The sequence below is a fragment of the Rodentibacter heidelbergensis genome, assembly GCF_002000125.1.
GTDB lineage: Bacteria > Pseudomonadota > Gammaproteobacteria > Enterobacterales > Pasteurellaceae > Rodentibacter > Rodentibacter heidelbergensis.
Genome location: NZ_MLHH01000005.1, coordinates 1 through 26,567, shown reverse-complemented (window position 1 = coordinate 26,567; position 26,567 = coordinate 1). Strand labels below are relative to the sequence as shown.

At 42.2% G+C, this 26,567-nt stretch carries 20 protein-coding genes and 1 pseudogene; 8 read left to right on the top strand and 13 right to left on the bottom strand.

The features are described from left to right. The first annotated feature begins 5 nt into the window (after window positions 1-5). Both BKK48_RS02315 and BKK48_RS02310 read left to right on the top strand, forming a co-directional pair. Entirely contained in the window at window positions 6-362 is a 357-nt protein-coding gene (locus tag BKK48_RS02315; RefSeq protein ID WP_077426596.1) for a diacylglycerol kinase, read from the top strand. 179 nt (window positions 363-541) lie between these two features. Continuing rightward, a complete protein-coding gene (locus BKK48_RS02310; RefSeq protein WP_077426595.1) occupies window positions 542-1,549 on the top strand; it encodes a YeiH family protein in 1,008 nt (335 codons plus the stop codon). 202 nt (window positions 1,550-1,751) lie between these two features. Here the strand turns inward: BKK48_RS02310 and galU are convergent, their stop codons facing one another. The 8 genes from galU to BKK48_RS02270 all read right to left on the bottom strand — a co-directional run bounded on the left by galU (window position 1,752) and on the right by BKK48_RS02270 (window position 10,358). Continuing rightward, entirely contained in the window at window positions 1,752-2,639 is an 888-nt protein-coding gene (gene galU, locus BKK48_RS02305) for a UTP--glucose-1-phosphate uridylyltransferase GalU (protein WP_077426730.1), read from the bottom strand. A gap of 28 nt (window positions 2,640-2,667) precedes the next feature. Next, the gene (gene csrA, locus BKK48_RS02300; RefSeq protein ID WP_077426594.1) at window positions 2,668-2,859 is read right to left on the bottom strand and encodes a carbon storage regulator CsrA; all 192 of its coding nucleotides are present in this window, start codon (window positions 2,857-2,859) and stop codon (window positions 2,668-2,670) included. A gap of 81 nt (window positions 2,860-2,940) precedes the next feature. Next, window positions 2,941-5,565 (bottom strand): alanine--tRNA ligase, encoded by a 2,625-nt coding sequence (gene alaS / locus BKK48_RS02295; protein ID WP_077426593.1) that lies wholly within the window; start codon window positions 5,563-5,565, stop codon window positions 2,941-2,943. 270 nt (window positions 5,566-5,835) lie between these two features. Then, window positions 5,836-6,261 carry a universal stress protein UspA gene (uspA, locus tag BKK48_RS02290; protein ID WP_077426592.1) on the bottom strand — a complete coding sequence of 142 codons (426 nt, stop codon included), beginning with the start codon at window positions 6,259-6,261 and terminating at the stop codon, window positions 5,836-5,838. A 99-nt stretch (window positions 6,262-6,360) separates the two neighbouring features. Further along, entirely contained in the window at window positions 6,361-7,656 is a 1,296-nt protein-coding gene (pepP, locus tag BKK48_RS02285; RefSeq protein WP_077426591.1) for a Xaa-Pro aminopeptidase, read from the bottom strand. A gap of 36 nt (window positions 7,657-7,692) precedes the next feature. Next, window positions 7,693-8,241, bottom strand: a complete 549-nt coding sequence (locus BKK48_RS02280) for a YecA/YgfB family protein (RefSeq protein ID WP_077426590.1) — start codon at window positions 8,239-8,241, stop codon at window positions 7,693-7,695. Window positions 8,242-8,351: 110 nt separating this feature from the next. Further along, complete coding sequence (gene groL, locus BKK48_RS02275) at window positions 8,352-9,995, bottom strand: chaperonin GroEL (protein WP_077426589.1); 1,644 nt, start codon at window positions 9,993-9,995, stop codon at window positions 8,352-8,354. A 72-nt stretch (window positions 9,996-10,067) separates the two neighbouring features. Then, the gene (locus tag BKK48_RS02270; protein WP_077419730.1) at window positions 10,068-10,358 is read right to left on the bottom strand and encodes a co-chaperone GroES; all 291 of its coding nucleotides are present in this window, start codon (window positions 10,356-10,358) and stop codon (window positions 10,068-10,070) included. A gap of 220 nt (window positions 10,359-10,578) precedes the next feature. On the opposite strand from BKK48_RS02270, the gene aspA reads away from it, so the two are divergent. Continuing rightward, a complete protein-coding gene (gene aspA / locus BKK48_RS02265; RefSeq protein ID WP_077426588.1) occupies window positions 10,579-11,997 on the top strand; it encodes an aspartate ammonia-lyase in 1,419 nt (472 codons plus the stop codon). Between the two features lie 235 nt (window positions 11,998-12,232). On the opposite strand, the gene metH is transcribed toward aspA, so the two are convergent. The 4 genes from metH to BKK48_RS02245 all read right to left on the bottom strand — a co-directional run bounded on the left by metH (window position 12,233) and on the right by BKK48_RS02245 (window position 19,463). Beyond that, a complete protein-coding gene (metH, locus tag BKK48_RS02260) occupies window positions 12,233-15,922 on the bottom strand; it encodes a methionine synthase (RefSeq protein WP_077426587.1) in 3,690 nt (1,229 codons plus the stop codon). A 144-nt stretch (window positions 15,923-16,066) separates the two neighbouring features. Beyond that, window positions 16,067-17,059: an amidohydrolase family protein gene (locus BKK48_RS02255; RefSeq protein WP_077426586.1), complete on the bottom strand. Its 993-nt coding sequence runs from the start codon at window positions 17,057-17,059 to the stop codon at window positions 16,067-16,069. A 435-nt stretch (window positions 17,060-17,494) separates the two neighbouring features. After that, the gene (locus tag BKK48_RS02250) at window positions 17,495-19,243 is read right to left on the bottom strand and encodes a DUF3413 domain-containing protein (protein ID WP_077426585.1); all 1,749 of its coding nucleotides are present in this window, start codon (window positions 19,241-19,243) and stop codon (window positions 17,495-17,497) included. Window position 19,244: 1 nt separating this feature from the next. Continuing rightward, window positions 19,245-19,463, bottom strand: a complete 219-nt coding sequence (locus BKK48_RS02245) for a YejL family protein (protein ID WP_077426584.1) — start codon at window positions 19,461-19,463, stop codon at window positions 19,245-19,247. A 217-nt stretch (window positions 19,464-19,680) separates the two neighbouring features. Here BKK48_RS02245 and yejK point away from each other — a divergent pair, with 217 nt between their 5' ends. The 5 genes and pseudogenes from yejK to BKK48_RS10115 all read left to right on the top strand — a co-directional run. Then, window positions 19,681-20,697, top strand: coding sequence for a nucleoid-associated protein YejK (gene yejK, locus BKK48_RS02240; protein WP_077426583.1), 1,017 nt, complete (start codon window positions 19,681-19,683; stop codon window positions 20,695-20,697). A gap of 64 nt (window positions 20,698-20,761) precedes the next feature. Next, on the top strand, window positions 20,762-21,175 hold the full coding sequence (gene bamE / locus BKK48_RS02235) for an outer membrane protein assembly factor BamE (RefSeq protein ID WP_077426582.1): 414 nt from the start codon (window positions 20,762-20,764) through the stop codon (window positions 21,173-21,175). Between the two features lie 83 nt (window positions 21,176-21,258). Continuing rightward, window positions 21,259-21,966 (top strand): response regulator, encoded by a 708-nt coding sequence (locus tag BKK48_RS02230; protein ID WP_077426581.1) that lies wholly within the window; start codon window positions 21,259-21,261, stop codon window positions 21,964-21,966. 5 nt (window positions 21,967-21,971) lie between these two features. Further along, window positions 21,972-23,375 carry an envelope stress sensor histidine kinase CpxA gene (gene cpxA / locus BKK48_RS02225; protein ID WP_143538769.1) on the top strand — a complete coding sequence of 468 codons (1,404 nt, stop codon included), beginning with the start codon at window positions 21,972-21,974 and terminating at the stop codon, window positions 23,373-23,375. Window positions 23,376-23,388: 13 nt separating this feature from the next. After that, window positions 23,389-23,535 (top strand): annotated as a pseudogene (locus tag BKK48_RS10115) (helix-turn-helix transcriptional regulator); the annotation flags it as partial. A gap of 135 nt (window positions 23,536-23,670) precedes the next feature. Here BKK48_RS10115 and BKK48_RS02220 read toward each other — a convergent pair. Beyond that, on the bottom strand, window positions 23,671-26,567 hold a 2,897-nt coding region (locus BKK48_RS02220; RefSeq protein ID WP_143538761.1), incomplete at its 5' end, for a YadA family autotransporter adhesin.

The following is a 26,567-nucleotide window of genomic DNA, read 5'->3' as shown; positions in this document are numbered from 1 at the left end:
AATTTATGTACAAAACAACGGGATTAACCCATTTAATCAATTCAACAAAATATTCCCTCCAAGGTTTGAAAAGCGCCTTTAAAAATGAAACGGCTTTTCGCCATGAGTGTTTTCTTGCAGCCATTTTAATTCCGCTCGCTTTCTTTCTAGGGGAAACGAAACTTGAAATCGCCTTAATGATTTCATCGGTTTTGCTGGTCATGGCGGTGGAATTATTAAACAGTGCCGTTGAAGCAGTGGTTGATCGCATCGGCACCGAACGCCACGAGCTATCAGGCAGAGCCAAAGATCAAGGCTCTGCTGCCGTATTTGTAGCCCTTTGTATTGCGGCTGTGATATGGGGAAGTATTCTCTTCTTCTAAAGTGCGGTCAATTTTTTCACTGTTTTCGGATTTTGGCTTATGCATCGGCATAAGCCATTTTCTTATAGACAAAAAGTAAGCAAGCGCAATAACCTTATTTTCGTGCTGGAAATCCGCATTAAAGAATGATAGGTTAATTCACCGCAGTAACAATGCTGTCCTCTAAAGAGAAAAACCTGATGAAACATTTAAACTTTATTTTGGGCTTATTTTTGGTGTTGGTGATCACAACCATCGCTGTATTCATTGGAAATCATGCCTGGGTAACAAATCTCAATATCAGTACACTAACATTGGCGATTATTCTCGGAATTTTATGTGGTAATACCTTCTACCCTAAAATCGAAAATTCTACCCATCAAGGTGTCACCTTTGCCAAAGGAAAATTACTTCGTCTTGGCATCGTGTTATATGGTTTTAGAATAACCTTACAGGATATCGGGCAAGTGGGGGTCAATGCTGTCTTTGCCGATGCGCTTATGCTGATCTTCACCTTTTTGATCACTTATTGGATTGGCATTAAGCTATTGAAAATTGATAAACAAATCGTTTTACTCACCGGTGCCGGGTGCAGTATCTGCGGGGCGGCGGCAATCATCGCCAGTGAGCCGGTAGTAAAAGCCCCTTCTTATAAAGTTTCGGTTGCCGTTGCGTTAATCGTTATTTTCGGCACGCTTTCTATGTTTTTATACCCGTTGCTTTATCCCATTTTAATTGAGGCAATCAATCCTCATCAATTTGGCATTTACATTGGCTCGACAGTGCATGAAGTGGCTCAGGTTTATGCGGCGGGAAGTAATATTAATGCGAATGTAGCTGATGTTGCCGTAGTGTCCAAAATGATACGGGTAATGATGTTAGCGCCTTTTTTACTTGTCCTCTCTTATTTTTTACACAAAGAGGAAAAACAAACGCAGGCGATTGCTATTCCCTACTTTGCGTTGATGTTTATTCTCGTTGCAGTATTTAATTCTTTTAATTTATTACCTGTGGAATGGGTAAAAATATTAGTTCAAATTGACACCATTTTACTCATGGCAGCAATGGCAGGACTTGGGCTTACCACCAACATCAGCACCGTGAAACAAGCGGGATTAAAGCCATTACTCTTAGGCTTCTTGGTTTTCGTATGGTTAGTTGTTGGTGGGTTTGGTGTTAACCTACTGCTTTATCATTTATTGGGTTAATTAAAGGCTTTCCAAACCCTTAAGGAACTTTTGATCATCGATCAATTATCTTTTTACTGATAAAGGCATCGTAAGTAAAAGGGCAACAATGAGCGTTATAAGCTTTCACAAAAGCCAATAAAAAATCTGCCTCTTCATCATTCATTACTTTAATGCTGAAGAGGCAGACAAACCGTTTCTAAAAATCTCAGTTTTCAGTCTTTTACAGGGTTTTCGCCAAGTTTTTAATAAAGGCTTTAAAATCCTTGCCTAATTTTTCGTGGCGAAGACCATATTCGACAAAAGCTTCCATATAACCGATTTTATCACCGCAGTCAAAGGTACGACCTGTCATATGAAATGCTTCGACCATTTCTTTTTCAATGAGCATATCAATGGCATCGGTTAATTGGATTTCATCACCGACACCCACAGGTGTTCTTTCCAATAAATCCCAAATTGCCGCAGAAAAGACATAACGCCCTACCACAGCAAGATTAGAAGGGGCATCTTCAACAGCCGGTTTTTCAATAATGCGTTGAATTTTGGCACTTTCTCCCCCTACTAATTCCGCACCGCCACAATCGGCAATACCGTAACTGCTCACATCCTCTTGAGCAACAGGTGCGACCATAATTTGGCTGGCTTGTGTTTCATTGAAACGTTTAATCATTGCGGATAAATTTTCTTGCTTCTGATCTGCACTAAAATCAGCAAGCAATACATCAGGTAATACCACTGCAAAAGGTTCATTACCCACTAGCGGACGGCCACATAGCACCGCATGCCCTAAACCTTTTGCATTACCTTGGCGAACGTGCATAATTGTCACATCTTTCGGGCAAATAGAACGCACCTCTTCAAGAAGTTGACGTTTAACACGCTTTTCTAACATGGTTTCAAGTTCAAAAGACGTATCAAAATGGTTTTCGATCGCATTCTTTGATGAATGGGTTACAAGCACAATTTCTTTAATGCCGGCTGCCACACATTCATTCACGACATACTGAATTAAAGGTTTATCCACCAACGTGAGCATTTCTTTTGGAATTGCCTTCGTGGCAGGTAACATACGCGTGCCTAAACCGGCGACAGGAATAATTGCTTTCATGTTTAAATCCATTAAGTTATCTGAATAATCAAGGTGAATCATTGGAAGATTCATCTTTCGTCTGCTTAATTCGTTGGTAAATCTCTTCTCGGTGAACAGATACTTCTTTAGGTGCTTGAACACCGAGCTTTACTTGGTTTCCACGTACACTTAAAACTGTGATAGAAATATCGTCTCCAATAAGTACACTTTCGCCAACTTTGCGAGTTAAGATTAACATCTTTTATCTCCTTAGTTTGCATTTATTAGATATCCCTATCAATCAAGGAAAGGTTGGCAATCCCACCAACCAAGGCTTGTACTACAGATTTTCGTTTAACCAGTTCTGCGCCACAGTCAGAGCCTGTGCCACATTTTCCGGTTGGGAGCCTCCTGCCATTGCCATATCCGGGCGACCACCGCCTTTACCACCAACCTGCTGAGCCATTAAATTCACCAGCTCACCAGCTTTGACTTTTGCCGTTATATCATTCGTCACACCTACTACGAGGTTGACTTTTTCATCTAAAACAGAAGCAAATACGATGACGCTCGAGCCAAGTTGATTTTTTAAATCATCAACCATGACACGCAGTGATTTTGTTTCAACACCCTCTAATTGATGCACAATCACTGAAATGCCGTTAATTTTAACCGCACTTTTCGCTAAATCAGACCCCGCCTGCATCGCCGCTTTTTCTTTTAAGCTTTGCAGTTCTTTTTCCCCTTTTTTCGCTTTATCCTGAAGCTGTTGGATTTTATCTGTTAGGGTGTTGACATCTGATTTCAATAGGTCAGCACTTTGATTCAGAATACGCTGTTGCTCTAAAATCCAGTTGATTGCCTGCTCCCCCGTCACCGCTTCAATACGGCGAATACCGGCAGCCACCGCAGTTTCTGTTGTAATCTTAAACAAACCGATATCACCGGTTCGTTTAGCGTGAATTCCTCCGCATAGTTCAATAGAGAAATCGCCCATGGTTAATACACGAACCTGATCAGCATATTTCTCACCAAAGAGTGCCATTGCCCCTTTGGCTTTTGCGGCTTCAATATCCATAATATCCGTTTGGATAGGGAAATTGGCCCGGATTTTTTGATTCACAAGACGCTCGATTTCTGCAAGCTGCGCTTTCGTTATCGCTTCAGGATGAGAAAAATCAAAACGTAATGCATTATCTGCCACTAGTGAACCTTTTTGCACTACATGCGTGCCTAATAATTGGCGTAATGCGGCATGCAATAAATGGGTTGCAGAATGGTTAAGTGAGGTTTGATGACGACGTTCAACATCCACCACGGCATTCACGATTTGACCGACAGAGAGCGTACCTTGTTCTAACTCACCAATATGACCAAATACCTGACCATATTTCTGTGTATCTTTCACATTAAAGGCAATACCTTGTGCCAGTAAATGACCGCTATCACCAATTTGACCGCCCGATTCTGCATAAAATGGGGTGTTTTCTAATATCACCACAGCACTTTGACCGGCAGAAATTTGTTCGACCGATTTGCCATCATGGAAAAGTGCGGTCACTTTTGCCAATGATTCCGATTCGGTATAGCCTTCAAATTTGGTTTCACCTTCAACACGAATGACATTGTTATAATCGACCCCAAACTGACTAGCGGCCTGCGCACGGGTGCGTTGTGCTTCCATTTCGCGCTCAAAACCGGCTTCATCAATGGTAATATTACGCTCACGACAAACATCTGCCGTAAGATCTAATGGGAAACCATAGGTGTCATACAGTTTAAATGCTACTTCACCAGAAAGTACGCCATTTTTAACCTCGGCAAGGGCCTCATCTAAAAGCGCTAATCCTCGTTCTAATGTGCGGGCAAATTGCTCTTCTTCCAAGCGTAACAGCTTTTCTACATTTGCCTGTTTCTCTTTCACCTCTAAACCGGCTTCTGCCATGACATCAATTAGGGTTGGAACCAGTTTATAGAAAAACGCTTCTTTCGCACCGAGTAAATGACCATGTCGTACTGCACGGCGGATAATACGGCGTAAAACATAACCACGCCCTTCATTTGACGGGATCACCCCATCTGCAATTAAATAAGCACAAGAACGAATGTGGTCTGCGATAACCCGCAAAGATTTATTGGCTAAATCGGTAGTTCCTACAATTTCTGCAGCTTTCGCAATTAACGTTTTAAAAATATCAATATCGTAGTTTGAATTAACGTGCTGCAATACGGCTGAAATCCGTTCTAATCCCATTCCGGTATCCACTGACGGGCGTGGTAATTTTTCCATTGTGCCGTCAGCCAAACGGTTGTATTGCATAAATACTACGTTCCAAATTTCAATGTAACGGTCGCCATCTTCTTCAGGTGAACCCGGAGGCCCGCCCCAGATATGATCGCCATGATCATAGAAAATTTCCGTACAAGGCCCACAAGGACCGGTATCCCCCATTGCCCAGAAATTATCTGAGGCATAAGGTGCGCCTTTGTTATCGCCAATTCGGATAATACGTTCTGCGGGTACGCCTACCTCTTTATGCCAAATATCATAGGCTTCATTGTCCGTTTCATAGACCGTTACCCACAATTTTTCTTTTGGTAAGGCAAGCCATTGTGGAGAGGTTAAAAACTCCCAGGCAAAACGAATGGCATCATGTTTGAAATAGTCACCAAAACTGAAATTACCTAACATTTCAAAGAAAGTATGATGACGTGCTGTATAGCCTACATTCTCTAAATCATTATGTTTTCCGCCTGCACGCACACAACGTTGTGCTGTTGTAGCACGGGAATAAGGGCGTTTATCTAAACCAAGGAATACATCTTTAAATTGGTTCATTCCCGCATTAGTAAAAAGCAATGTCGGATCATTGTCTGGGACAAGAGAGCTACTTGCGACAATTTGATGCCCTTTACTATGGAAAAAATCAAGGAACGATTGTCTGATTTCCGCTGTTGTTTTCATCGTAAACCTATTGTTAAGAATCATTTAAAGTTAAAAAACTAAGGCGCGGTATTCTTGCATATTTTTTAAGTTTAGAGAATGGTTTTTTTCTTGTAACGCCTATCTTTGTTTATGATTTAAACGACTTGCAATTTTTATGATAAAAAATATCCATCAAATAAAAAACATTCACCAAAATAAGAAAATAAAAACCGCACCCTGTTACGCGATAAGTACGCAATTGAGAAGTGCGGTTTAATTTATTTCAAACAACTAATAACTAGCCGTTGCCTATTCGTCACGAAGTGGAACAACCAACATATCAATTTTAATTGAATTCATTACTTGGCGTGTAGAAGACATTAATTTACTCCAAAAATCCTGATGATGTCCCGTTACCAATAAATCAACGTCATACTGCTCAATCGCATCAGCAAGTACTTGACGTAAATCACCGCTACCACTCAATTTTTCCGAAATCGGATAACCTGCATATTCTGCCAGATCCAATAATGCCTTTTGAGTTTCGCTTGAAATTCTATCTTGCATAGAAGACATATTCACATCAATCAGCCCTGTATAAAGATCCGAAAAATTCACATCGACATGGATAATTGAAAGCTTCGCCTCATGACGTTTGGCAATCCCCGCTGCTTTTTTGATTAAAAAGGCGCTTTCATCGGAAAGATCCACTGCGACTAAAACATGTTTATACATAATCGACTCCTATCTGATTGAGTTTGTCTTTCTTTTGACGCCATAGTAGCACTTCAATAATCAAAAAAACTTGCACTAGATCACATTTTGAGAAATTCCCTATTTTTTCCCCATAAGATTTTCAATCTCTTCAATTTCCTTTGGCACGGCAGCCGTTAAAATTTTATTGCCATATTCCGTCATTAATAAATTATCCTCAATACGCACACCAATGCCTCGATATTGCTCAGGCACATTCGCCTCTTGCGAAATATATAGCCCCGGCTCAACAGTTATCACCATACCGACTTCGAGGGTGCGGCTACGTTCCTCGCCATATTCCCCCACATCATGCACATCTAAGCCAAGCCAATGACCCAATCCGTGCATATAAAACTGACGATACGCTTTTTGTTCGATAAGCGCCTCTACATCACCTTGTAAAATACCTAAATCCACTAAGCCTTGCACTTTGATGCGAATGACCTCATCATTCGCCTGTTTTATGGAATTGCCCGGTACCAACAATTCAATGGCTCGTTTTTGTGCTTTTAATACCAATTCATAAATCTCACGTTGGGCTTGGCTAAATTTGCCGTTTACAGGAAAGGTTCTTGTAATATCACCGGCATACATCGCAAACTCACAACCGGCATCAATTAGCACTAACTCCCCGTCTTTTAAGGGTTGATCGTTTTCTGTGTAATGCAAAATGCAAGCGTTATCCCCGCCGGCAATAATGGAATTATAGGCCGCAAAACGTGCGCCATGCCGATTAAACTCATGCAAAATGTCCCCTTCAATTTCATACTCAAAACGATTGGCTCGGGTTTCCTGCATCGCTTTAATATGGGCTAATGCGGTGATTTGTCCAGCTTGCTGCATAAGGCGAATTTCATTCGGTGATTTAATTAAACGCATTTCGCTCAATATAGGACGCCAGTCTAACACTTGCGAAAAATTAACCCCACTGTCTGCAATCAATTTATCTCCCCACAGGTGATATTCCGGCACATGGTAAAGTGCGGTCAGATTTTGGGTCATTTTGGGAAAATGAAGGGCGAAATCGTCAATGGAATAGGCCTCATTCACCTCAAGGGCTTGCGGTGCACGTTCCACCCCTAAACGGCGACCATTCCAAGTTTCAAGTAAAGGATCCCGAGGGCGAAGAAAAACAATGGCTTTTTCAGTTTGTTCGGTTTTCACCAATAATAGGGCGGCATCAGGCTCATTAAATCCGGTTAAATACCAAAAATAACTGTCCTGCCGAAAAGAAAAATGACAATCATGATTACGGCGTTTTTCAATTTCGGAAAACAATAACAATGCCGAATTCGGTTGCATTTGTGCCAACACCTGTTGGCGACGTGCTGCAAATTCTTCCCGAGGTAATTCTGCTCTGTAGGCTAAATCCATTTTTTTCTCCTTTTTGATGAACGGCACTTCAATTAATTAATGTAGTATCGGTTTTTCTGTCTTTGTCGGTTGATGAAATTCGGTGTAAAACAACGTAGCAATGGTGCGAACATATTCAATGATCTCCTCCAATGCTTCGTTCATTTCTTCCTCATTATCGTCTTCATCATAACCCAGTTGGCAAATGTCATGTAAATCTTCGAGCGCCTCGGCAATTTCACCTTTTTCTCTGTCTAAATGCGGTTGTGCCAGCCCTAAACCCAACAAAAAATGATTCGCCCATTCGGACAAACTATCTGCTCGGGCAAAGACATTTTCATTTTCCGTTAAACCCAATTCAAAAGAAAAGCTTTCTACATCCGCTAATGCGTTGGAAATGGCTTGATAAAGTTCGCTCACTTGCGCTAAAAGTGCAGTTGGATAGGCGTGATTATCATTAGTAAATTGATAAAGTAGAGGCTGCCAACTTTGATCGTTGATGCCGCCACAAATTAAGCCGCTTAAAAAGCCGTGAAGTTCTGTGGCATTTATCCCAATGCCCTGAGATTTAAGTTGTTGATTAAGTTCGCTTTGAAAGATGGTCATAATTTATTCCTGTAATGAAATGCGTCCAGTGTACCCCTTTAACAATAAAAAAGCGATCGCTTTTCCAAAGGAAAAACGACCGCACTTTTTATCTTATCATTGGGGGAAAATTACATCATTCCGCCCATGCCTCCCATACCGCCCATGCCGGCACCGAGGTCTGCTTTTTCTTCTTTTGGCAGCTCAGTCACCATACATTCAGTGGTAATCATTAAACCGGCTACTGATGCAGCAAATTGTAATGCAGAACGGGTCACTTTGGTTGGATCTAAGATCCCCATTTCTAACATATCGCCATATTGTTCGGTGCTGGCGTTATAACCGAAGTTACCTTCGCCCGCTTTCACCGCACTTGCCACAACAGAGGCTTCTTCACCGGCATTGGTTACGATTTGACGTAAAGGCGCTTCCATTGCACGCAATGCCAGTTTGATCCCCACATTTTGTTCTTCATTATCACCTTGTAGGCTTGCAGCCACTTTAGAAGCAGCACGCACTAATGCCACACCGCCCCCAGCAACGATACCTTCTTCAACCGCAGCACGGGTTGCGTGTAACGCATCATCTACACGGTCTTTTTTCTCTTTCATTTCCACTTCAGTTGCCGCACCCACTTTGATTACCGCAACACCGCCGGCTAATTTTGCCACACGCTCTTGAAGTTTTTCTTTGTCGTAATCCGAAGTGGATTCTTCAATTTGCTGACGAATTTGCGCCACACGGCCGTTAATTTGTGCCTGATCACCTACGCCATCAATAATGGTGGTGTTGTCTTTGTTGATCACCACACGTTTTGCTTGACCAAGATCTTCTAATGTCGCTTTTTCAAGCTCCATACCAATTTCTTCAGAAATCACGGTACCCGCAGTGAGAATCGCAATATCTTGTAACATGGCTTTACGGCGATCACCAAAGCCCGGTGCTTTCACTGCTGCCACTTTCACAATACCACGCATAGTGTTCACCACGAGGGTTGCAAGGGCTTCACCTTCAACATCTTCAGCAATAATTAATAATGGTTTGCCTGCTTTCGCCACCGCTTCTAACACCGGTAATAATTCACGGATATTGGCAATTTTTTTATCCACTAATAAGATATACGGGTTATCCAATTCAACGGTTGCCGCTTCCGGTTTATTGATGAAGTATGGAGAGAGGTAACCACGGTCGAATTGCATACCTTCTACCACCGCTAATTCATCTTCAAGGCCGGTACCGTCTTCTACAGTAATCACCCCTTCTTTACCTACTTTTTCCATTGCTTGTGCAATTAACTGACCGACAACGCTGTCAGAGTTGGCAGAAATCGTTCCCACTTGCTCAATTTCTTTTGAGGTTTCGCAAGGTTTAGACAGGTTTTTAAGCTCTGCCACCACCGCACTAACGGCTTTATCAATCCCACGTTTTAAATCCATTGGGTTCATGCCTGCCGCAACCGCTTTTAATCCTTCGCTTACAATCGCTTGAGCAAGAACTGTCGCCGTGGTTGTACCATCACCGGCGGCATCATTGGCTTTGGACGCCACTTCTTTCACCATTTGTGCGCCCATATTTTCAAATTTATCTTCTAATTCAATCTCACGAGCTACAGATACCCCGTCTTTGGTGATTGTTGGTGCACCGAAAGATTTATCTAAAATCACATTACGACCTTTCGGGCCAAGGGTCACTTTCACGGCATCAGCTAAAACATTCACACCTTTTAACATTTTTGCACGGGCATCATTACCAAATTTCACATCTTTTGCTGCCATTTTATTTTTCCTTTCTCAGTTATTTGTTATCTCAAGTGATGAAAAGTGCGGTCATTTTTCACCGCATTTTCATTATTCTACAATTGCTAAAATATCGTTTTCAGAAATGATGAGCACTTCCTCACCATCGATTTTTTCGCTTTTCACGCCATAGCCTTCATTAAAAATGACGGTATCTCCTACTTTCACATCTAAAGGTTGAACCGTGCCATTTTCTAAAATACGACCTTTCCCCACGGCTAACACTTTTGCACGGGTCGATTTGGTTGCCGCAGAACCGGTTAATACAATGCCGCCTGCCGATAAGGTTTCGACTTCTTCACGTTTAATAATGACACGATCATGTAACGGACGAATATTCATGGTTAATTTCCTTCTAAAAGTTTGAAATGCGTTTACTATAATAGGGTGCAAAATCGCCCTTTCAAGGGGGAAAATCAAAAAATTTTCCCCTAAAAAAACTAATGCGAAAAATGAAAATATGTCGTGATGTACCATTTTAAAATTGTGACTTAGATCAATTTTTTTCTTGTAGAAATTCCTATAATAACCACGAATTAACTAACCCAAATAGGTGAAGACTATGACACAATTTAGAACAGAAGTGGATTTACTCGGCAACCGTGAAGTACCTGCCAACGCTTACTGGGGAATTCATACATTAAGAGCTGTCGAAAATTTCAATATTTCAAATGTGACCATTTCTGATGTGCCGGAATTTGTCCGTGGAATGGTAATGGTAAAAAAAGCCACCGCCCTTGCTAATGGTGAATTAGGTGCAATTCCTGCGGATATTGCCAAGGCGATTGTGGCTGCTTGCGATGAAATTTTAACCACTGGAAAATGTTTGGATCAATTCCCTTCTGATGTGTATCAGGGAGGCGCCGGTACATCGGTAAATATGAATACCAATGAAGTGGTAGCCAACCTTGCACTGGAGAAAATGGGGCATCAAAAAGGCGAATACCATATCATCAATCCAATGGATCACGTCAATGCCAGCCAATCAACCAATGATGCCTACCCGACCGGCTTCCGTATCGCCGTTTATAACAGTATTTTGAAATTGGTTGATAAAATTCAATACCTACAAGAAGGCTTTGAAAATAAAGCCAAAGAATTTTCCAACATCTTAAAAATGGGGCGTACCCAATTACAAGATGCCGTACCAATGACCGTGGGGCAGGAATTTAAAGCCTTTGCCGTCTTGCTTGAAGAAGAAGTACGCAACTTAAAACGAACTGCCGAATTGTTACTGGAAGTCAACCTTGGTGCCACAGCGATCGGTACCGGTTTAAATACCCCTCAGGGCTATACCGAACTTGCCGTGAAATACCTTGCAGACGTCACCGGATTACCTTGTACACCGGCGGAAAACCTTATTGAAGCCACCTCTGACTGCGGGGCTTATGTGATGGTTCACGGTGCATTGAAACGTACTGCGGTGAAACTCTCTAAAGTTTGTAATGACTTACGTTTACTTTCTTCCGGTCCTCGTGCAGGTTTAAAAGAGATCAATCTTCCGGAATTGCAGGCAGGCTCTTCTATTATGCCGGCAAAAGTGAATCCTGTTGTTCCTGAGGTGGTCAACCAAGTATGCTTTAAAGTAATCGGTAACGACACCACTGTGACCTTTGCGGCAGAAGCCGGTCAGTTGCAATTAAATGTGATGGAACCGGTTATTGGTCAAGCGATGTTTGAATCTATCGATATCTTAGCTAATGCCTGTGTCAACCTACGGGATAAATGTGTGGACGGCATCACCGTCAACAAAGAAATTTGTGAAAACTACGTTTTCAATTCTATCGGTATCGTCACCTATCTCAACCCATTCATCGGCCACCACAATGGCGATTTAGTGGGTAAAATCTGTGCAGAAACCGGCAAAGGCGTGCGTGAAGTCGTGCTTGAGAAAGGCTTATTAACGGCAGAACAGTTAGATGATATTCTTTCTGTAGAAAACTTAATGAACCCGACTTACAAGGCAAAATTAAATAAATAATTGCTGAGTAAACCGAAATGAAAAACGGCGACAAGGCTAGACCTATGTCGCCGTTTTTTTAATGTGGATTTTGGCATATAAATTTCAGGATACGGGCGTTCTGTCCTTTATATAAAAGTATTTCAAGGGGTTAGGCAGACAGAATATCCCTGTCGTACAACACGCTTTACATCATCGTAAAAAACACCATCAATTTTGACCGCACTTTTATCTTAAATGAAAGAAAAATTGATGGTTATTTCATTACTACCCCTAACCATTTTTCTTGTTCTTTCTCGCTCCAACCTTTCCGTTTGGCATAATCTACCGCTTGATCTTCATCAATGCGCCCAAGGGTAAAATAATGACTTGCCGGGTGGCTGAAATACCAACCACAAACACTGGCTGCAGGCCACATGGCATAGCTTTCGGTGAGTTTCATACCAATGCGTTGTTCCACTTCAAGTAAATCCCAAATGATCTGTTTTTCTGTGTGTTCAGGGCAACTTGGGTAGCCGGGTGCCGGGCGGATACCCACATATTCTTCACGGATTAAGCGTTCATTTTCAAAGGTTTCATCGCTATATCCCCAAATTTTTGTGCGAAGTTCAAAGTGTAAATACTCCGCCATAGCCTCTGCTAAACGATCACCCACTGCTTGCAGTAAAATGGCATTGTAGTCATCCCCTGCGGCTTTGTAGCCTTCCACAAGATCATGTTCTTCAATCCCTGCACAAACTGCGAACATCCCCAACCAATCTTGTTTGCCACTTTCTTTGCCGGCAATAAAATCGCTCAAGCAAAGATTATAAGGGCTTTTACTGTTTCTCCCCCGCTCGCCTTGTTGGCGGAGATGATAGGCTTTGCCGATAACCGAAGTGCGGTCAAAATGCTGATAGATTTCAATATCATCGCCCACACGGTTGGCCGGAAATATCCCCATCACCCCACTTGGATTGAGTTTATGATTTTGTTCTAATTCATCTAATACGTTTTGCGCATCATTCCACACTCGGCGGGCTTCTTCCCCCCCTTCCGGATAATCAAAAGCATCAGGATAGCCTCCCATTAGCCCCCATAAACGGAAGAACGGTGACCAGTCTATAAATTTGCGTAATGTGGCAATTGGCACATTTTTATATTCCACAATGCCGGTATATTTTGGATGAGGCACTTGGTAATCCGCCCACTCACCACTGAAGGCATCAAAGCGATTAGCTCTGGCTTCTTCTATGGACAACTGTTTACGAGGCGCTTTTTTATTAGCAAAGGCTTGCTGGATTTTCTCGTATTCTTGTTTTGTTCTCGCCCAAAGTTCGGCTTTGGTTTCCGGGTTCATCAACGCCGCACACACCGTCACCGCGCGAGAGGCATTAGTGGTGTAAATCACCTCATGCTGATATTTCGTATAAAGCTTAATCGCCGTATGTTCTTTGGAAGTGGTCGCTCCACCGATAATGACAGGAATATTCAACTTCAAGCGGTTCATTTCACCTAAAAAATATTCCATTTCATCGAGGGAAGGGGTGATCAAACCACTTAAACCGATAATATCTGCCTTTTCATCAATCGCTGTTTGAATGATTTTATCCGCTGGCACCATCACGCCTAAATCAATCACTTCAAAATTATTACACTGCAACACCACACTGACGATATTTTTACCAATATCATGCACATCCCCTTTTACCGTGGCGATCACCACTTTACCGCTTGATGAGCCTTTTTGTTTGGTAGCATTGATAAATGGCTCTAAATAGGCGACCGATTGTTTCATCACTCGGGCAGATTTCACTACTTGCGGTAGGAACATTTTGCCATCGCCAAATAAATCGCCCACCACATCCATACCGTCCATTAACGGCCCTTCAATCACCTCAAGCGGGGTAGGAAATTTTTGACGGGCTTCTTCCGTATCTTCCACAATGTAGGTGGTGATCCCTTTTACCAAGGCGTGTTTCAAACGCTCTTCCACCGGCCAAGTGCGCCACTCAGCCACACCGTTTTCCTCTTGGGAAGTGCCCTGATTTCGATATTTTTCTGCGATATCTAAAAGGCGTTCTGTGGCATCCGGGCGGCGATTTAGCACGGCATCTTCCACCACCTCACGCAATTGGGGATCGAGATCATCATAAATAGCCAACTGACCGGCATTGACAATCCCCATATCCATCCCTTGTTTGATAGCATGATAAAGGAAGACGGCGTGAATGGCTTCACGCATCACATTGTTGCCTCGGAAAGAGAAAGACACATTCGACACCCCACCTGAAATTTTCGCATGGGGTAAGGTTTGTTTAATTCGCCCGGTTGCATTGATAAAATCCACACCGTAATTATTGTGTTCTTCAATGCCCGTACCAATGGCAAAAATATTCGGGTCGAAAATAATATCTTCCGGTGGAAAGCCCACTTGATTGACTAAAATATGGTAAGCCCTTGTACAGATCTCTACTTTACGATCTTCTGTATCCGCCTGTCCCACTTCGTCAAAGGCCATCACCACCACCGCAGCACCATAACGTCGAACCAATTTGGCTTGCTGAATAAATTTCTCCTCGCCCTCTTTTAACGAGATAGAATTCACAATACCTTTGCCTTGAATGGCCTGCAAACCCGCTTCAATCACTTCCCATTTAGAGGAATCAATCATCACCGGCACTTTTGCCGCATCGGGTTCTGTTGCCATAATATTAAGAAAACGGGTCATACATTTTTGTGAATCCAGCAAGGCTTCATCCATATTCACATCGATCACTTGTGCACCGTTTTCCACCTGATCAATGGCGATCTCAATGGCTTCGGCAAATTTTTCTTCTTTAATCAATTTTTTGAATTTCGCCGATCCCGTTACATTATTGCGTTCCCCCACATTGACAAATAGGCTGTTTTCATCAATGTTAAGCGGTTCAAGCCCGGATAAACGCATTGCGGTATGGATTTCAGGTAAAGGACGTGGCGGAATATTTTCCACCGCTTGAGCAAAGGCTTTAATGTGTTCCGGTGTTGTGCCACAACAGCCACCCACGATATTAACTAAACCATTTTCCGCCCATTCTTTGATATATGCCGCCATCTCATCGGCCCCTAAATCGTAGCCGCCAAAGGCATTAGGTAAGCCCGCATTCGGGTGAACGGAAACATAACTTTCGCTGATTTTCGACATCACTTCCACATAAGGCCGTAGCTCTTTCGGCCCTAAAGCACAGTTCAACCCAAAACTTATCGGTTTGGCATGGCGGAGGGAATTATAAAACGCCTCTGTCGTTTGCCCTGAAAGGGTCCGACCTGAAGCATCGGTGATCGTACCGGAAATCATAATAGGTCGTTCCACACCCAGTTCCTCAAATACGCTCTCAATAGCAAAAACCGCTGCTTTAGCGTTGAGGGTGTCGAAAATCGTTTCGATCATAATGATGTCCGCCCCGCCTTCGATTAACCCTCGGGTTGCTCTAGCATAGGCTTCCACCAATTCCATAAAGGTCACATTACGAAAACCGGGGTCGTTCACATTCGGTGAAATCGAAGCGGTTCGGTTGGTAGGCCCCAAAACGCCCGCCACAAAACGAGGCTTTTCCGGAGTGGAATATTTATCCGCTGCAAGACGTGCCAGTTTTGCACCGGCAAAATTCAGTTCATAAGCAATGGCTTGTAAATCATAATCCGCCTGGGCAATTGTGGTAGAACTGAAGGTGTTGGTTTCAATAATATCCGCCCCGGCCTCAAGATATTTTTCGTGAATGGCTGAAATCAACAAAGGTTGTGTGAGGGTGAGTAAATCATTATTCCCCCGTAAATCGACCGCACTTTCTTTAAACCGCTCGCCCCTAAAATCCGCCTCGCTGAGTTTATATTGCTGAATCATCGTTCCCATTGCCCCATCGAGAATTAAAATACGTTGGGCAAGGGCGTTTTTAAGTAGGGTTAAAGCGTTATTTGATTGCATGATTTTAGACCAGAGAGATTAAAAATAATGGTGGAGATAATAGGCAGAAGGCAAAAAAGTGTCAAATATCTCATCAAAAAAGCTAACGTATCACATCAATCACGTTAGCTTTTTCAATGACGAAGCGTTATCGAAAGTGCAGTTTTAAATAGGATCTAACCCCAGCACTTTACGCCCGTTAATACTGGCAATATCCACCATCGCATCTAAATGTGGGAAACGGCAACCTGCCGCCAGAAGGCTTAGCTCTTGCCATAAATCCCCCTCACAAAGCGGCACCATATAATCGCAGATATTATCCGTTCCCAGTGCAACCGTAATGCCTTCCGGAATCATCTCATCAGCAGGGGTTAAAGCATTGTGAAATGGCATTAAATCTTCTTTACGGTTACTGTCAATCCACGCCATCGGGCAGGCGATCATCATCATTTTTGCCCGACGCATTTTTTCATACAATTTATAGCGATATTCTTTTGAATGAGAGCCAATTGAAATGCCATGAATACCGACTACCCGACCTTCCATACCATGTTCAATGGTTTTATCACAAAGTTGTTCGGTTTCTTTTTCACCGGGATGGTTAAATTGATCCACATGCACATGGCACATAATGCCAAGGGATTTTGCTTTATCGAGCAAAATATCCATCGCCTCAAGCCCCCGACCATAATCCACTTCGTCACGATAAGGCAAGCCACCGATCATATCCACCATTTCAGAGCCGATATCAAACCATTTTCTCGCCGTAGGTTCGATCACCCCTTTTAAGGTTTGATTGGCAAATTTGAGAATAATATCGTGTTTATAGACTTCACGGGCTTTATGGGCAGCGATAATCGCGCGATCTTCACAAATAGGATCAATATCCACAAAGGTGCCGAATGCCGTTACCCCTTGAGAAATCATTAACTCAATGGATTGGCAAAAACGGGCATAATAGTCATCCACACTTGACGTCCGTTTTACTTCATCCACCAAATCCCATTTTTGTTGTAAATTACTGCTATGATAAATCCCGATTTTTTCCGGTGTCATCGTAAAGGCACGGTCGGCATGGGCATGAGCATTCACCCAGCCACCTTTTTTGATGATTTCATCACGGATATAGGTTTTAAAACTACGAACATGACTTTTCATACAAACTCCATAACAAGAATGAGGATAAAAAGACGAGAAGCGTATTAATTGAAAGGCACGACAAACGTGGCGAGAAGCATAGTAATAATGTTATGAAAAACTCACGGATTTTCATTAATAACATCTTTCCAGTCTTAAACTGGAGCGCAAGTATAAAGGGTTAAAGGTTAAAAAGCTATTCCTTTTTAACGAGAAAAAATAGCGAAAATTTCCGGTGTTATATAGCACTTGCACAAAACTATTGGCTATCTTCCCTCCCTCCGTTTACGGGGGGAGGTGCCGCAGGCGGAGGGGGGGAAATGCAGTTATTTTCACCGAGTTTTTGCAACTTTGTTGCAATCCTCCTCAGGGCTACGCCTTGCTTCCCCTAAACAGAGAAAGCGAAAAATTATCTATTGTGCAACTACTACATAATATTGAAAATTTCCTACACCCTTATTTCTCAAAAAAGGAATTTTCACGTTTAAACATTTCCAAAAAAAGCCCAAGTGGAGGACGATCAGAGGAAAGTTCCTGATAAGCGCGGTCAAATTTTTTGTAATTTCCTTTTCGGTCAATATGATATTGCGTACCGTTCGGGAGGATTAAAACATTCCAACGATAATTAGAAACCAATACCCAATCATCGCCGGTCAAATCAAATAAATTACGCCCTTGGGAATAATCATTCATCGGGTTTTGCACATTAAAAAGCGTCGTCATCAATGCCGGTAGCACATCCGTATGGCTTGTCAGCCCCGTTTCCTCGCCAATCGGCAAGTCTTTCCAATAAACCAATAGTGGAACCTGAATTTCATCACGACCAAAATAATTGAAACTCTCTTTCTCATTCATTTCCGCAAATCTTAATCCGTGTTCTGCGGTGATAATCACCAGGGTGTTATCTAACGGTGTGTTGGCTAATACACTGTCAATTAGCGGATCAATATTTGCTAACGCCTGATGATATTCCCCCTCATTTTTTGCCTGTAATTCCAAATCAAGATAAGCAAACCAAGGGGCATTTTCCTTTCTTGCCGCCATAAATTCATTGAAATTTTTGACCGCACTTTTATTGCCTAATTTGCCTTGAGGTAATTTTATCCCACGGAATAATGCCTGACGGAAAAGGCTCTCTTTAAAATTCGTTGCGGAGAATAACCCCAACTGATATTGCTCTGCTCGCAATTTTTCAATGAATACCGAAGGCGTGTGATTACTTAAAATGCTGTCCATATAGTTCGCATTTAAACCATAAAACAGCCCAACCAACCCGGCATTGTTCGTATTACCGCTGCTGTAATGATGAGTAAATTGCGTTGTACTGGTAGCAAACTCCGCCAATTTCGGCATTTTTTCACTGGAAATAGCATCATAACGCAAACCGGAAACCGTGATAATTAATACATTCGGTTTTTCTGCCATTGGCGCAAACTTGAGCTTATTTCTAGGATAATCAATTTTTAAGGCATCTAACCGCCCTTCCTGATTGAGTTTTTGAGTATATTGTTCACTGTCGAGCAAACCGTGTTTCTCTAGGAAAGAACGTGCCGTCATCGGATAGGAAAGCGGAAAATTGGAACGCTGCATAGTGATAGGACGATACAAATAGGCATCGGCCCAAGCATAAATCAAATGAGTAGCGATAAAACTTAAGGTGAAGAAAATGCCCACTTTCTTCAACCATTTTTGCCGTTCCAAACTACGAAGTTTTTCCCAGCTCCAACGGGAAAAAAGCATTTGTATCAATAAAATCACCGGCATCGGCGCAAAGAAAATCTGCCAATCACGAGACATTTCACCATTTTCCGGATTGACTAACAGGTTCCAAACCACCGATGACAAATGCAAATTAAATCGATGAAAGACTTCCGTATCAAAAAGCAACAAAGTGGTACAAATCGTGGCAAGAATCACCGCCAAACCACGAAAAGTACGATGATTTTTCACAATAAAACTTAAAGGAAAAATCACCAACAAATACACCGCAAAAACACTAAAGCTGAAATGCCCCAATAAACTGACAAAAAAGTAAAGTTTTCCACCCAGCGTATCCGGCCAATCAATCAAAAAGGCATAACGGGCGCCAATTAAAATCGCGATAATGATATTAAAAAAGGCAAACCAATGCCCCCACGAGATTTTTTGTGAGGTTTCATCACGGTATTGTTTTCCACTGAAAGTGCCTTTTTTAAACCACATCATATTAGTGCGTTTTCACTGCGTTAATCAAAGAATGAGAAAAAGCCTCTGCCAAGGCTTCCCGCTGACTTTGTGGCACACTGGTGGTGAGCAAATTGCTTGTCATATTCCCCAATGCAATAAGTGATAAATCCACCGGTGCTTTATGTTTTTCCAGCACGGCAATCATATCATTGATAATCGCATTTAACTGCGCATCGGAATATTTTGAATGTTGAGCCATGATAAAAATAAGAGATAAAAAAGTGCCTCTATCATACCCGATTATTGACAAGATCCTAAATAATTTCTTTTTTCTTGCTGAAAAAGTGCGGTTATAATTTGGCGTATTTTTTAGAGAAAACATCGAGGACTAGAGATAAGCAGAGCCTATCTCACAACCCAACTGAAAATAGGCGTTGCGCCGTTTCGGTATGATATGAAAGCAAAAGGGAAAGAAAATGAGTATTACCGTAAACCAAATTGTCTTACACCAGCTCATCAAACAAGCCGATGGGGAAAATGCCAAAATGGAAAGCATTTTGCGGGATGAGTTGCTCAGCATTACACCGGAAGTGGAACAAATGATGCTACAACTCCACCAAGGCTATCAAAACAAAGCAAAAGCCTTTGGGGTTTTCCAAGAAAATTCCGTCTTCGCTCAACATTTAAACCGTTTATTAGAACAAGAAATCGAATTTTTAGGCTTTAGCCAATATGCCACCAAACTCTTAGCCGCTGAATTAAGCCAATATTCTTTTGCTGACAGCGGCACGCTGATTTTATGTCAATATAATTTCTTAGCCACCGATTACCTGTTTATTGCCTTGTTGGACAGTCGTCACAGTATGTTGGTGGATGAACATTTAGATATTCATCGCACCGAATATCTTGATATCACCCAGTTTGATATTGCCGCACGGGTGAATTTGACGGATTTACAGATAAATGCCAATTCCAATCGCTATTTAACCTTTATTAAAGGCCGTGTAGGAAGAAAGATCAGTGATTTCTTTATGGATTTTTTAGGGGCGGAAGAAGGGTTAAATCCACAAGTTCAAAATCAATGTTTACTGCAAGCCGTCAGTGATTATTGCGAACAGGGTGAACTGAATAAAGAACAAACTCAAGCGGTAAAAAAACAGGTTTTTGAATATTGCAAAGGGCAAATCGCCGGGGGCGAAGACATCGAATTAGCGGAACTTTCCGCCAATTTGCCCACTCTAAACGAGCAATCTTTTATCGCCTTTGCCGAAACACAAGATTACGGACTGGAAGAAAATATTCCGCCTGTGCGTTCAGCATTAAAATCTCTCACTAAATTTTCCGGTTCAGGTAAGGGAATTACACTAAGTTTTGATGCGGATTTGCTTAACAGTCGTATTCACTGGGATCCGATAAGTGATGTCCTCACCATAAAAGGCCTGCCGCCTAATTTAAAAGATCAACTACAAAAATCTTTAAAATCAGAGAATTAGTTTGGCAACTGTACGAACTTTGGGTATTATTTGACTAATTTTGCAAAAAATTAAGGTAAAGAAAATGCAATTTAAAACTCTTTTTGGCGCCACTGTCTTGGCATTAAGCCTTTCTGCCTGCTCCACCGTTGAAAAAGTGGTTTACCGTATTGATGTACCACAGGGTAACTATTTAGAAGCCGCCACAGTGGCGCAAGTGAAAGAAGGGATGAGCGTTCAACAAGTGCAATATTTACTTGGTACGCCTGTTTTAATTGATCCTTATAACAATTTAACTTGGTACTATGTTTTCTTACAACAACGTGCCTATGAAGCACCGGAACAACATACCTTCACAGTCAAATTTGACCAACGGGGCATCGTGACTAACACGCATTTAGATAAGCCATTGCCGGAAGTCGCCTCTGAAAAAGAAAATAATACGATCATAGAACGGACAGGCGAAAATACTAAAAAATCTTGGTGGAAATTCTGGTAATCAGCTTTTACTCACTACATTAATGATACGAATGTAGTGATTTTTCTTTTTTATTTTTGAATAAAATCTCAAGAGGGTTGATAATGTCAAAGATCTTACTCGTTGATGATGATATCGAACTGACAGACCTACTTTCAGAAGTGCTTTCCCTATCAGGCTTTGATGTGGATGTCGCAAACAACGGACAAGAAGCACTCAATAAACTTGAACAAGATTATTCATTAATTTTGTTAGATGTCATGATGCCGGTATTAAATGGTATTGAAACCCTAAAACAAATCCGCCGACAATCCAACATTCCCGTGATGATGCTCACCGCCCGTGGTGATGATATCGATCGTGTGTTAGGGTTAGAACTCGGTGCCGATGATTATTTATCAAAACCCTTTAATGATCGTGAATTAGTCGCCCGCATTAGAGCCATTTTGCGCAGAAGCGAAAGCAATCTCAACAACGCCTCAGAAAGCCAAGAAACGCCAAACAATGAAGGTTGGATTTCTTTTGATGGATTAAGGCTTAATCAGCGCTATCAGCAAACCTTCTATAAAACCCAAGAGCTACCCCTCACTGCTTCCGAGTTTTCATTACTTGAAGCCTTGGTGCTTGCTCAAGGGGAGCCGATTACGCGTGAAGAACTGAGCATGCATGTATTAGGTAAATCCCTAAGCCCTTTTGATCGTTCCATTGATATGCACATGTCAAATCTACGCAAAAAACTCCCACCAAGAGAAAATGATCTCCCTTGGTTTAAAACCTTACGGGGTCGAGGCTATCTTTTAATCAGTAAATAATGACGATGCAATATCACAATAAATTTAGTTTAAACCAGCTCACTTTCCGAACCTTTAGCGTATTTTGGCTCGGTTTCTTTTCAATGATGCTGCTTGTTATAACCTTACCTTATTTTGATAACAGCCTTTCGCCATTACAAGAAAATGAAGTCACCTATTATCAAAAGAAAATTGCTGAATCGGTTCGCAATAATAAAATCAAATCCTTAGTCGCTGAAGTGCCCATACTTCCCATTGATCGTGCCACAGATGGCAGACCAGTATTATTTGATCCTTACAAAAAAGAGCTTTTCGGTGCATTTAACGATGAAAAAAATGATCTCTATCGTTTTATAGATCAAGTGGATGAATTTATCCAACCCATGAAAAAAAGCTTTGGACAAATTCAAATTGCCGGCCCTTTCCAAATTTATTTAGACGATTTTAATAAACCTTATTCACTTTTTTTTATTTCTCAAGTTAATCACTACCAAGAAATTTTACGGTATATGATTGACCATCCATTTATCATTTTTTTACTCACACTCCTTATCACCAGCCCCTTATTATGGTGGTTTACCCATACCATTGTGAAACCGATCTCCCGCTTACAAAAAGCGGCAAATACCATTGCGCTGGGGGATTTTGAAATTGATGCACAATTAACAAAACAAGGGCCACTCGAACTTCGCCAAGTGGGACAAAGTTTTAATCGAATGGCAAAATCAATTAACAATTTAATCTCAAACCACCAGAATTTACTTTCATCCATTTCTCATGAACTAAAAACACCGCTAACCCGCTTACAATTAGCCACCGCCTTGGTTCGTCACCAAACCGGTGATAACCCTGCGGTACAACGCATCGAAAAAGAAATTGAGAGGATGGATAAAATGATCAGCGAGTTGCTCTTAATTTCCCGCCAACAAATGAACACACAAATCAAACGAAATATTTTCCTTGCCGACAAGCTTTGGAACGAAGTGATACAAGATGCCCTTTTTGAAGCCGAGCAACGAAAAATTGAGTTTGAACAAACGATCATTCTCCCCAATAACGGCACACCTATTTTGCTTAACGGCAACATTAAATTGTTGCAAAGTGCGGTCGAAAATATCATTAGAAATGCGTTGAAATACACGAAGGATAAGATCAAACTCAGTATTTTTATCCAAGAAGAAGAAGAAGAATTTATCAGGATCCGCATCGATGACAACGGATCCGGGGTGCATCCCGATGAATTTGAAAAAATCTTCCAACCATTCTATCGTGTCGATGAGGCCCGCACTCGTGAAACTGGGGGAACCGGGCTAGGACTTGCTATTGTGTCTAATGTGATTAAAGAACACCAAGGCAAAGTTTGGGCTGAAAAAAGTGAATTAGGGGGCCTAGCGGTGACGATTGCACTTCCTCTTTGGTTGAATAAATAAAGGCTAAATCGAGATTAGTGCTGATATGGCATTACGCTTGCATGCTTGGCTTGGTAAAGACAGCCCAAGCCCTGAAAGTTGGCTACATCAGCAAGCGGATTATGATTTATGGATAGCCTCACAAAAAAGTCATTTTTCGGTGACACCATTATTCACATAAACATCAATTACCATTTTCATCGAAAGTGTTTTCCCTGAGCAATAAAAAAACGGGCATACCAAATAGCGTATGTCCGTTTTCTTATTTTAAAGAGGCAGCCAAAACTTCATGAATTTTGACCGCACTTTTGATTCACTAGAATTTCCAGCCGATGGCTGCACCGCCGGCGTAATCTCCCGCATTGTTCGCACTACCACCAATTTTAATGATAAGACGACCATTATCGGAAACTCTGGAATACCCTACCGCAATAGCCGATGCCCCGCGGTATGTTCCTCCACCAAGGCTTACGATACGATCGCCTGCACGATAGGCTTGAGGGAGTAAAGCCATAGCAACAGCAGAAGCAATACCACTACGCAAACGGCGATCCACACGGTTAATACGGCTATTCACTTGTCCCATATTTAACGATAATTTTTGGTTAAAATAGCCTAAATTTACCGCGTCATTCGCTTCTTTAGGATCGGCAACATTTGTCACTCTGACCGGTTTATCCGAACCACTATTAAGTCTGACGACATCAGTTCGATGCTGAACATCTTTACCGGATTCAGGATCAACGTAAACAAGCGGCCCTTCCATTTGCAATTGGGTTAAGGCTTGGCTTAAGGTTTTCTTATCCGTATCCCCATAAATATCAAAGGTACCGGTAATATCTGAGCGGCCTAAGTCAATTCTTGCATCATCGGCTAGGGTAAGAGATTGATTAACTCTCAACTCATCTAACACCGTTTTACCTTCCACACGAAGATCTTTTTCAACGGTGAGATTTCCACCAATGGTTGAATTCCCTTTCGTGTTACTGTCGCCATTCACGGTGAGGTCTTTTTCAATCGTCGCATTGTTGGTGACACTCAAATCTTTCGTGGTTGTCGTTCCTTCAATGGTGCTATCGCCTTTTACAGTCAGATCTTTCTCAATCGTCGCATTGTTGGTAACGCTTAAATCTTTTGTAGTTGTCGTTCCTTCAACAGTGCTATCACCTTTCACAGTGAGGTCTTTTTCAATCGTCGCATTGTTAGTAACGCTCAAATCTTTTGTAGTTGTCGTTCCTTCAACAGTGCTATCACCTTTCACAGTGAGATTTTTCTCAATATTGGCATTGTTTGTCACGGTGAGATCTTTTGTGGTTGTCGTGCCTTCAACGGTACTATCGCCTTTCACAGTGAGATTTTTCTCGATGTTGGCATTGTTGGTGACCGTGAGATCTTTGGTGGTGGTTTTACCCGCCACCGTCACATTCTTCTCAAACGTCCCATTGCCTTTTACCGTGGAATCCCCTTTGACGGTGAGGTTTTTCTCGATGTTGGCATTATTCGTCACCGTGAGATCTTTTGTGGTTGTCGTGCCTTCAACGGTACTATCGCCTTTCACAGTGAGATTTTTCTCGATGTTGGCATTGTTGGTGACCGTGAGATCTTTGGTGGTGGTTTTACCCGCCACCGTCACATTCTTCTCAAACGTCCCATTGCCTTTTACCGTGGAATCCCCTTTGACGGTGAGGTTTTTCTCAATATTGGCATTGTTCGTCACCGTGAGATCTTTTGTGGTGGTTTTGCCCGCCACCGTCACATTCTTCTCAAACGTCCCATTGCCTTTTACCGTGGAATCCCCTTTCACAGTGAGATTTTTCTCGATATTGGCATTGTTCGTCACCGTGAGATCTTTTGTGGTTGTCTTACCTGACACTTTCACATCTTTCTCAAAAGTGGCATTGCCTTTTACCGTAGAATCCCCTTTCACGGTGAGATTTTTCTCAATATTGGCATTGTTTGTCACCGTCAAATCTTTGGTGGTGGTTTTACCCGCCACTTTCACATCTTTCTCAAAGGTGGCGTTATCTTTCACCGTGAGCTTACGGAATGTCGGATCTTTTGCCATAAGGATCTCTATTGCCCCGGTCGCCGCATTGGATACTGTACGAATATTGCTGCTATCCGCCTCTTTATTCGCTGATAAACTGCCTTGGATTTTCAGGGTTTGACCGAATTTACGGTTAATCACCGCAGCGTTATTGCCCACAAAATTCAGCCCTTTATCCGTGAGGGTATTAAAGTTCTGAATCGCCTTGTGAAGTTGACCGCCCGTCACCGCCTCTTTACTGCCGGCAGCAACCTTTCCTTCTCCGATATTAGTGATCACATTGCCGCCCATATCCACTTTTGTTCCTTTCGATACGGTAAAGGTTTTACCCTGACCACCGAAAGTTGAATCGCCTTTTACAGTAAGGTTTTTCTCAATGTTGGCATTGTTCGTCACCGTGAGATCTTTGGTAGTGGTTTTACCCGCCACCGTCACATTCTTCTCAAACGTCCCATTGCCTTTTACCATGGAGTCCCCTTTTACGGTGAGATTTTTCTCGATATTGGCATTGTTCGTCACCGTGAGGTCTTTTGTGGTGGTTTTACCCGCCACCGTCACATTCTTCTCAAACGTCCCATTACCTTTTACCGTGGAATCCCCTTTTACGGTGAGATTTTTCTCAATATTGGCATTGTTTGTCACGGTGAGATCTCTGGTGGTGGTTTTGCCTACCACTTTCACATCTTTATCAAAGGTAGCGTTATCTTTCACCGTGAGCTTACGGAATGTCGGATCTTTTGCCATAAGGATCTCTATTGCCCCGGTCGCAGCATTGGATACTGTACGAATATTGCTGCTATCCGCCTCTTTATTCGCTGATAAACTGCCTTGGATTTTCAGGGTTTGACCGAATTTACGGTTAATCACCGCAGCGTTATTGCCCACAAAATTCAGCCCTTTATCCGTGAGGGTATTGAAGTTCTGAATCGCCTTGTGAAGTTGACCACCCGTCACCGCCTCTTTACTGCCAGCAGCAACCTTTCCTTCTCCGATATTAGTGATCACATTGCCGCCCATATCCACTTTTGTTCCTTTCGATACGGTAAAGGTTTTACCCTGACCACCAAAAGTTGAATCGCCTTTTACAGTGAGGTTTTTCTCAATGTTGGCATTGTTGGTCACTGTGAGATCTTTTGTGGTGGTTTTACCCGCCACTTTCACATCTT

Excerpts from the sequence above, each read along its gene's own strand:
- csrA (WP_077426594.1), bottom strand. The coding sequence starts at position 2,859 with ATGTTAATCTTAACTCGCAAAGTTGGCGAAAGTGTACTTATTGGAGAC.
- groL (WP_077426589.1), bottom strand. The coding sequence starts at position 9,995 with ATGGCAGCAAAAGATGTGAAATTTGGTAATGATGCCCGTGCAAAAATG.
- uspA (WP_077426592.1), bottom strand. The coding sequence starts at position 6,261 with ATGTATAAACATGTTTTAGTCGCAGTGGATCTTTCCGATGAAAGCGCC.
- galU (WP_077426730.1), bottom strand. The coding sequence starts at position 2,639 with ATGAAAGCAATTATTCCTGTCGCCGGTTTAGGCACGCGTATGTTACCT.
- cpxA (WP_143538769.1), top strand. The coding sequence starts at position 21,972 with ATGCAATATCACAATAAATTTAGTTTAAACCAGCTCACTTTCCGAACC.
- pepP (WP_077426591.1), bottom strand. The coding sequence starts at position 7,656 with ATGGATTTAGCCTACAGAGCAGAATTACCTCGGGAAGAATTTGCAGCA.
- BKK48_RS02270 (WP_077419730.1), bottom strand. The coding sequence starts at position 10,358 with ATGAATATTCGTCCGTTACATGATCGTGTCATTATTAAACGTGAAGAA.
- BKK48_RS02280 (WP_077426590.1), bottom strand. The coding sequence starts at position 8,241 with ATGACCATCTTTCAAAGCGAACTTAATCAACAACTTAAATCTCAGGGC.
- BKK48_RS02230 (WP_077426581.1), top strand. The coding sequence starts at position 21,259 with ATGTCAAAGATCTTACTCGTTGATGATGATATCGAACTGACAGACCTA.
- aspA (WP_077426588.1), top strand. The coding sequence starts at position 10,579 with ATGACACAATTTAGAACAGAAGTGGATTTACTCGGCAACCGTGAAGTA.
- alaS (WP_077426593.1), bottom strand. The coding sequence starts at position 5,565 with ATGAAAACAACAGCGGAAATCAGACAATCGTTCCTTGATTTTTTCCAT.
- metH (WP_077426587.1), bottom strand. The coding sequence starts at position 15,922 with ATGCAATCAAATAACGCTTTAACCCTACTTAAAAACGCCCTTGCCCAA.
- bamE (WP_077426582.1), top strand. The coding sequence starts at position 20,762 with ATGCAATTTAAAACTCTTTTTGGCGCCACTGTCTTGGCATTAAGCCTT.
- BKK48_RS02315 (WP_077426596.1), top strand. The coding sequence starts at position 6 with ATGTACAAAACAACGGGATTAACCCATTTAATCAATTCAACAAAATAT.
- BKK48_RS02250 (WP_077426585.1), bottom strand. The coding sequence starts at position 19,243 with ATGATGTGGTTTAAAAAAGGCACTTTCAGTGGAAAACAATACCGTGAT.
- yejK (WP_077426583.1), top strand. The coding sequence starts at position 19,681 with ATGAGTATTACCGTAAACCAAATTGTCTTACACCAGCTCATCAAACAA.
- BKK48_RS02255 (WP_077426586.1), bottom strand. The coding sequence starts at position 17,059 with ATGAAAAGTCATGTTCGTAGTTTTAAAACCTATATCCGTGATGAAATC.
- BKK48_RS02310 (WP_077426595.1), top strand. The coding sequence starts at position 542 with ATGAAACATTTAAACTTTATTTTGGGCTTATTTTTGGTGTTGGTGATC.
- BKK48_RS02245 (WP_077426584.1), bottom strand. The coding sequence starts at position 19,463 with ATGGCTCAACATTCAAAATATTCCGATGCGCAGTTAAATGCGATTATC.